At 53.9% G+C, this 7733-nt stretch carries 8 protein-coding genes; all 8 read left to right on the top strand.

The annotated features are described in order from the left end of the window. Nucleotides 1-1539, top strand: a 1539-nt coding sequence (gene bamA / locus ACZAHD_RS20140) for an outer membrane protein assembly factor BamA (protein ID WP_462458332.1), incomplete at its 5' end; no start/stop codon positions are given. Between the two features lie 122 nt (nt 1540-1661). After that, a complete protein-coding gene (gene skp, locus ACZAHD_RS20135; RefSeq protein ID WP_100682493.1) occupies nt 1662-2147 on the top strand; it encodes a molecular chaperone Skp in 486 nt (161 codons plus the stop codon). A gap of 3 nt (nt 2148-2150) precedes the next feature. Continuing rightward, a complete protein-coding gene (gene lpxD, locus ACZAHD_RS20130; protein WP_462458331.1) occupies nt 2151-3176 on the top strand; it encodes a UDP-3-O-(3-hydroxymyristoyl)glucosamine N-acyltransferase in 1026 nt (341 codons plus the stop codon). Between the two features lie 171 nt (nt 3177-3347). Further along, nucleotides 3348-3803: a 3-hydroxyacyl-ACP dehydratase FabZ gene (gene fabZ, locus ACZAHD_RS20125; protein WP_004858132.1), complete on the top strand. Its 456-nt coding sequence runs from the start codon at nt 3348-3350 to the stop codon at nt 3801-3803. A gap of 3 nt (nt 3804-3806) precedes the next feature. Continuing rightward, complete coding sequence (lpxA, locus tag ACZAHD_RS20120) at nt 3807-4595, top strand: acyl-ACP--UDP-N-acetylglucosamine O-acyltransferase (protein WP_462458330.1); 789 nt, start codon at nt 3807-3809, stop codon at nt 4593-4595. Further along, complete coding sequence (lpxB, locus tag ACZAHD_RS20115) at nt 4595-5743, top strand: lipid-A-disaccharide synthase (RefSeq protein WP_462458329.1); 1149 nt, start codon at nt 4595-4597, stop codon at nt 5741-5743. Before lpxA ends, lpxB begins: the two co-directional genes overlap by 1 nt. Then, a complete protein-coding gene (rnhB, locus tag ACZAHD_RS20110; protein WP_462458328.1) occupies nt 5740-6336 on the top strand; it encodes a ribonuclease HII in 597 nt (198 codons plus the stop codon). The genes lpxB and rnhB overlap by 4 nt, the downstream gene beginning before the upstream one ends. A gap of 37 nt (nt 6337-6373) precedes the next feature. Beyond that, a partial coding sequence (gene dnaE, locus ACZAHD_RS20105) for a DNA polymerase III subunit alpha (RefSeq protein ID WP_462458327.1) occupies nt 6374-7733 on the top strand: 1360 nt, incomplete at its 3' end.

The raw sequence follows: 7733 nt of genomic DNA, 5'->3' as shown, positions 1-7733 counted from the left end.
GGCGCCAAAGTGACCAAAATGGAGAATGATATTAAGAAACTCCTCGGTCGCTATGGCTATGCCTATCCGCGCGTCCAGTCTCAGCCGGAAATTAACGATAGCGATAAGACCGTGAAACTGCACGTCAATGTCGATGCCGGCAACCGCTACTACGTGCGTAAAATTCGCTTCGAGGGCAACGATACCTCCAAAGACTCCGTCCTGCGTCGCGAAATGCGTCAGATGGAAGGGGCATGGCTGGGCAGTGACCTGGTCGACCAGGGTAAAGATCGTCTCAACCGTTTAGGCTATTTTGAAACGGTAGATACCGATACGCAGCGCGTACCGGGCAGCCCGGATCAGGTCGATGTGGTCTATAAAGTCAAAGAACGTAACACCGGTAGCTTCAACTTTGGTATCGGCTACGGTACGGAAAGTGGCGTCAGCTTCCAGGCCGGCGTTCAGCAGGACAACTGGCTGGGTACCGGCTATTCCGTCGGAATTAACGGCACTAAAAACGATTATCAGACCTATACTGAACTGTCGGTCACTAACCCGTATTTCACCGTTGACGGCGTGAGCCTCGGTGGTCGTATTTTCTATAACGACTTCGATGCGAACGACGCGGATCTGTCTGACTATACCAATAAAAGCTATGGTACGGACGTTACGCTGGGCTTCCCGATCAACGAATACAATACGCTGCGCGCGGGCTTAGGTTATGTACATAACTCCCTGTCCAATATGCAGCCGCAGGTGGCGATGTGGCGTTATCTGAACTCAATGGGTCAATATCCGGAAAATACCGATGATAAAAACTCATTTAGTGCCAACGACTTCACCTTCAACTACGGTTGGACCTATAACAAGCTTGACCGCGGCTTCTTCCCGACAGAAGGTTCTCGTGTCAACCTGAATGGTAAAGTGACCATTCCAGGTTCTGATAACGAATACTACAAAGCTACGCTGGATACGGCGACCTACGTACCGATCGATAACGATCATAAGTGGGTGGTTCTGGGACGTACTCGCTTCGGTTATGGCGACGGTATTGGTGGCAAAGAGATGCCGTTCTACGAGAACTTCTATGCCGGTGGTTCAAGCACCGTGCGCGGGTTCCAGTCGAACACCATTGGTCCGAAAGCGGTTTATTTCCCGGCCAGCAGCCGCCACGATGGCGATAATAGCTACGACAGTAACTGTAAGAGCACTGAATCTGCACCGTGTAAATCCGATGATGCGGTGGGCGGTAACGCCATGGCCGTTGCCAGCCTGGAGCTGATTACGCCGACGCCGTTTATCAGCGATAAATATGCTAACTCGGTCCGTACCTCCTTGTTCTGGGATATGGGGACCGCGTGGGATACGCATTGGGATTCGAGCGCTTACGCGGGTTATCCGGATTACGGTGATCCGAGCAACATCCGTATGTCCGCCGGTATTGCGGTGCAGTGGATGTCTCCGTTGGGGCCGTTGGTATTCTCCTACGCCCAACCGTATAAAAAGTACGAAGGAGACAAGGCCGAGCAGTTCCAGTTTAACATTGGTAAAACCTGGTAATTGCGGGCAGCAATGGAATGTAAGTGCAGTATAGCGCTGACTTTAGGCGATAATCACGGTTATCGCCTGGCCACGCAAATAACGGTACCCCTGGGTACTCATGGGATGGTAAGGAGTTAATTGTGAAAAAGTGGTTATTAGCTGCAGGTCTGGGTTTAGCAATGGTAACTTCCGCTCAGGCGGCAGATAAAATTGCGATGGTTAACATGAACAGCTTGTTCCAGCAGGTTGCCCAGAAAACAGGCGTTTCGAACACGCTGGAAAACGAGTTCAAGGGCCGCGCGAGCGAGCTGCAGCGTATGGAAGGCGATCTGCAGTCCAAAATGCAGCGTCTGCAGTCCATGAAACCGGGTGCCGACCGTACCAAGCTGGAAAAAGACGTAATGGCTCAGCGCCAGACCTTCTCTCAGAAGGCACAGTCTTTTGAGCAGGATCGTGCTCGTCGCTCCAACGAAGAGCGCGGCAAACTGGTTACCCGTATCCAGACTGCTGTGAAAAGCGTAGCGAGCAGCCAGAGCATCGACCTGGTTGTTGATTCTAATGCCGTTGCATACAACAGCAGCGATGTAAAAGACATCACCGCTGATGTGCTGAAACAGGTTAACTAAGTAATGCCTTCTATTCGACTGGCTGATCTAGCACAGCAGTTGGATGCAGAATTACACGGTGATGGCGATATCGTCATCACCGATGTTGCGTCCATGCAGACTGCAAAAGCGGGTCATATTACGTTCATGGTCAATCCTAAGTACCGTGAGCACCTGGCCGCTTGCCAGGCATCTGCCGTTGTCATGACGCAGGATGATTTACCTTTTGCCCACAGCGCAGCACTGGTAGTGCGTAATCCCTACCTGACCTATGCGCGTATGGCTCAAATTCTGGATACCACGCCGCAGCCGGCGCAGGATATCGCCCCGAGCGCGGTGATTGATGCCACGGCGAAGCTGGGTAAAAACGTCTCGATTGGCCCTAACGCCGTGATCGAATCTGATGTTGTGCTTGCTGATAATGTGGTGATTGGCGCCGGGTGCTTCGTTGGGAAAAAAACAAAAATTGGTGCTGGTTCCCGTTTGTGGGCCAACGTCACCGTTTACCACGAGATTGAGATCGGTGAGAATTGCCTGATTCAGTCCAGCACCGTGATCGGTGCCGACGGTTTCGGCTATGCCAACGATCGCGGCAACTGGGTGAAGATCCCGCAACTGGGTCGCGTCATTATTGGCGATCGCGTAGAGATCGGCGCCTGCACAACCATTGATCGTGGTGCGCTGGATGATACCGTGATCGGCAATGGCGTTATCATTGATAACCAGTGTCAGATTGCGCATAACGTTGTGATTGGTGACAATACTGCCGTTGCGGGTGGCGTTATCATGGCAGGCAGCCTGAAAATTGGCCGTTACTGCATGATTGGCGGAGCCAGCGTGATTAACGGACATATGGAAATTTGCGACAAAGTCACCGTCACGGGTATGGGAATGGTCATGCGTCCTATCACCGAGCCTGGCGTCTATTCTTCTGGTATTCCGCTGCAACCGAATAAGGTGTGGCGTAAAACCGCGGCGCTGGTGATGAATATTGATGAGATAAACAAACGCCTCAAATCGATTGAGCGTAAGGTTAATCAACAAGATTAGCGCATCAGTTGACACACAAAATCATGCAAAGCAGCATCCGGGCGGCAACCGCCGTAGACAAAGACGCTGCCTGAGAGATGAAGTGTAAAAATTTTCGGCCTGTTGCATTCATAAGATTGCCGCAGGCCGTGTTATTATTGCCTTTTAGTATATTTAGACAGGAAGAGTATTTTGACTACTGAAACTCATACTCTGCACATTGAAGAGATTCTGGAACTTCTCCCTCACCGCTACCCGTTCCTGCTGGTAGATCGGGTGCTGGATTTTGAAGAAGGTCGTTTTCTGCGCGCAGTTAAAAATGTTTCTGTTAACGAGCCGTTTTTCCAGGGGCACTTCCCTGGTAAACCGATTTTACCGGGCGTGCTGATTCTGGAAGCGATGGCGCAAGCCACCGGTATTCTGGCATTCAAAAGCGTAGGTAAGCTCGAGCCGGGTGAACTTTATTACTTCGCCGGGATTGATGAAGCGCGTTTCAAACGTCCGGTAGTGCCAGGCGATCAGATGATTATGGAAGTCACTTTCGAGAAAACCCGTCGCGGCCTGACTCGTTTTAAAGGCGTCGCGTTGGTTGATGGCAAAGTGGTTTGCGAAGCAACGATGATGTGTGCGCGTAGCCGGGAGGCCTGATACGTGATTGATAAAACCGCCTTTATTCATCCGACTGCCATCGTGGAAGACGGCGCCATTATCGGTGCTAACGCCCACATTGGCCCGTTTTGTATTGTTGGTGCTAACGTCGTAATTGGCGAAGGTACCGTACTGAAGTCTCATGTTGTCGTGAACGGCCATACCAAAATTGGTCGTGATAACGAGATCTATCAGTTCGCTTCCATCGGTGAAGTTAACCAGGACCTGAAATACGCTGGTGAACCGACGCGTGTGGAAATTGGCGACCGCAACCGCATCCGCGAAAGCGTCACCATTCATCGTGGCACAGTACAGGGCGGTGGATTGACGAAGGTGGGCAGCGATAACTTGCTGATGATCAACGCACATGTTGCACACGATTGTACGGTCGGTAACCGCTGTATTCTGGCCAACAATGCCACGCTCGCCGGACATGTCTCACTGGATGATTTCGTCATCATCGGCGGCATGACGGCAGTCCATCAGTTCTGCATCATTGGCGCGCACGTCATGGTTGGCGGCTGCTCCGGCGTCGCACAGGATGTCCCGCCGTTCGTGATTGCTCAGGGCAATCACGCGACGCCATATGGCGTCAATATTGAAGGTCTGAAGCGTCGTGGCTTTAGCCGCGAAGCCATCACCGCCATTCGCAATGCGTACAAACTGCTGTACCGCAGCGGGAAAACGCTGGATGAAGCGAAACCGGAAATCGCCGAGCTGGCGGCTCAGTACCCTGAAGTTCAGCCATTTGTCGATTTCTTCGCCCGCTCCACGCGCGGTCTGATTCGTTAATGTCTGCACAACGTCCCCTGACGATTGCCCTGGTCGCCGGAGAAACCTCCGGCGATATTCTTGGTGCAGGTCTGATCCGCGCCCTTAAAGCACGTATTCCCGATGCTCGCTTTGTCGGCGTGGCAGGACCGTTGATGCAGGCTGAAGGCTGTGAGGCCTGGTATGAGATGGAAGAGCTGGCGGTGATGGGCATTGTCGAAGTGCTCGGTCGTCTGCGTCGCCTGCTGCATATCCGGGCCGATCTTACCCGCCGCTTCAGCGAATTACGTCCCGATGTTTTCGTCGGTATTGACGCTCCGGATTTCAATATTACGCTGGAAGGCAACCTGAAAAAGCAGGGTATTAAGACCATTCATTATGTCAGTCCCTCCGTATGGGCCTGGCGGCAAAAACGCGTTTTCAAAATCGGCAGATCGACGAATCTGGTGCTGGCATTTCTGCCTTTCGAAAAAGCGTTTTACGACAAATTTAACGTTCCCTGCCGCTTTATCGGTCATACCATGGCGGATGCAATGCCGTTGGATCCGGATAAAGGCGCCGCGCGGGATCGTCTGGGCATTGCCCGGGATGTGCACTGCCTGGCGCTGCTGCCGGGGAGTCGCGGCGCTGAAGTCGAAATGCTCAGCGCTGACTTTCTGAAAACCGCGCAAATTCTGCGCAAAGATTATCCCGACCTGCAGGTCCTGGTGCCGCTGGTGAATGCCAGAAGGCGGGAGCAGTTCGAACGTATTAAAGCAGAAACGGCGCCGGAACTGACGGTACATCTGCTGGATGGCCAGGCGCGCGATGCGATGATCGCCAGCGATGCGGCCCTGCTGGCTTCCGGAACCGCGGCGCTGGAGTGCATGTTGGCCAAGTGTCCGATGGTGGTTGGCTATCGTATGAAGCCGTTTACTTTCTGGCTGGCGAAACGACTGGTGAAAACTGACTACGTTTCGTTACCGAACCTGCTGGCTGGCCGCGCGCTGGTCAAAGAGCTGCTGCAGGATGAGTGCCAGCCCGGGTCGCTTGCGGATGCGCTGCGCCCGCTGCTGACCGAGGGTAAAACCAGCCATGAAATGCATGACACTTTCCGCGCGCTGCATCAACAAATTCGCTGCAATGCGGATGAGCAGGCGGCGGACGCAGTGCTGGAGTTAGCAAAATGATTGAGTTTGTGTATCCGCATACTCACCTGGTCGCCGGCGTGGACGAAGTCGGTCGCGGACCTCTGGTTGGCGCGGTCGTGACCGCCGCGGTGATCCTTGACCCGGCGCGGCCAATTGTGGGTCTCAATGACTCTAAAAAATTAAGCGAAAAGCGTCGTCTGGCGCTGTTCGATGAAATCAAAGAGAAAGCGTTAGCCTGGAGTTTCGGCCGCGCGGAACCGCATGAAATAGACGAGCTGAACATTCTGCATGCGACCATGCTGGCGATGCAGCGCGCTGTTGCGGCCCTTCCGGTTGTGCCGGAGTTTGTGCTGATTGATGGCAACCGCTGCCCGCCGCTGCCAGTGCCCTCACAGGCGGTGGTCAAAGGCGATAGCCGGGTGGCAGAAATCAGCGCAGCGTCTATTCTGGCTAAAGTCGCGCGCGATGCGGAAATGGCTAAGCTGGATCTTGAATTTCCTCAATATGGCTTTGCGCAGCATAAAGGCTACCCTACAGCTTTCCATCTGGAAAAACTGATCGAACATGGCGCAACCGAGCATCATCGGCGTAGTTTTGGCCCGGTAAAACGCGCGCTGGGCCTTGCGTCCTGATTCTTGTGTCGAGAAATAAGTAAACCGGAATCTGAAGATGTCTGAACCACGTTTCGTCCACCTGCGGGTGCATAGCGACTATTCCATGATCGATGGGCTGGCAAAAACCGGGCCGCTGGTGAAAAAGGCGGCCTCGCTTGGCATGCCTGCGCTGGCGATCACCGATTTTACTAACCTGTGCGGGCTGGTGAAGTTCTACGGAGCGGGACATGGCGCAGGCCTGAAGCCCATCGTCGGCGCGGATTTTCACGTCCAGAGCGAACTGATGGGCGATGAGTTCACCGAACTCACGGTTCTGGCAGCCAACAATGTCGGCTATCAAAATCTGACGCTGCTGATTTCACGCGCCTATCAACGCGGCTACGGTGCGCTGGGGCCGTGGATTGACCGGGACTGGCTGGCCGAACATCAGGAAGGGCTGATCCTGCTTTCCGGCGCACGTAAAGGCGATGTTGGCGTCAGCCTGACGCGTGGCAATATGGCGCTGGTCGATCAATGCCTCTCTTTCTATCAGCAACATTTCGCGGATCGCTATTATCTGGAGCTGATCCGCACCGGCCGCGCCGATGAAGAGGCCTATTTACACGCCGCCGTGCAACTGGCTGAAGAGCGCGGTTTACCGGTCGTGGCTACCAATGATGTGCGTTTTCTGGAAACCAGTGACTTCGATGCGCATGAGATCCGTGTCGCGATTCATGACGGTTTTACCCTGGACGATCCGAAGCGCCCGCGTAAATACTCGCCGCAGCAATATATGCGCAGCGAAGATGAAATGTGCGAGCTGTTCTCTGATATTCCGGAGGCGCTGGCAAATAGCGTCGAAATCGCCAAACGCTGCAACGTCACCGTGCGCCTTGGCGAATACTTCCTGCCGCAGTTCCCGACCGGGGATATGACGACGGAAGATTATCTGGTTAAAAAATCAAAAGAGGGCCTGGAAGAGCGTCTGGCTTTCCTGTTCCCTGATCCTGAAGAGCGGGCTAAACGCCGGCCTGAATACGATGAACGTCTGGATATCGAGCTTCAGGTGATTAACCAGATGGGCTTCCCCGGCTACTTCCTGATCGTCATGGAGTTTATCCAGTGGTCCAAGGATAACGGCGTACCGGTAGGGCCGGGACGTGGTTCCGGTGCCGGGTCATTAGTCGCCTACGCCTTAAAAATCACTGACCTGGATCCACTGGAATTCGATCTGCTGTTCGAACGTTTCCTGAACCCTGAACGTGTATCAATGCCCGACTTTGACGTCGACTTCTGCATGGAGAAGCGTGATCAGGTTATCGAGCATGTGGCGGATATGTACGGTCGCGATGCGGTATCGCAAATCATCACCTTCGGTACGATGGCGGCGAAAGCGGTTATTCGCGACGTGGGCCGCGTGCTCGGCCACCCGTACG

It is taken from the genome of Raoultella sp. (genome assembly GCF_039594335.1).
GTDB lineage: Bacteria > Pseudomonadota > Gammaproteobacteria > Enterobacterales > Enterobacteriaceae > Klebsiella.
The sequence above is the reverse complement of the archived record's forward strand: the minus strand, read 5'-3'. Positions and strand labels throughout refer to the sequence as shown.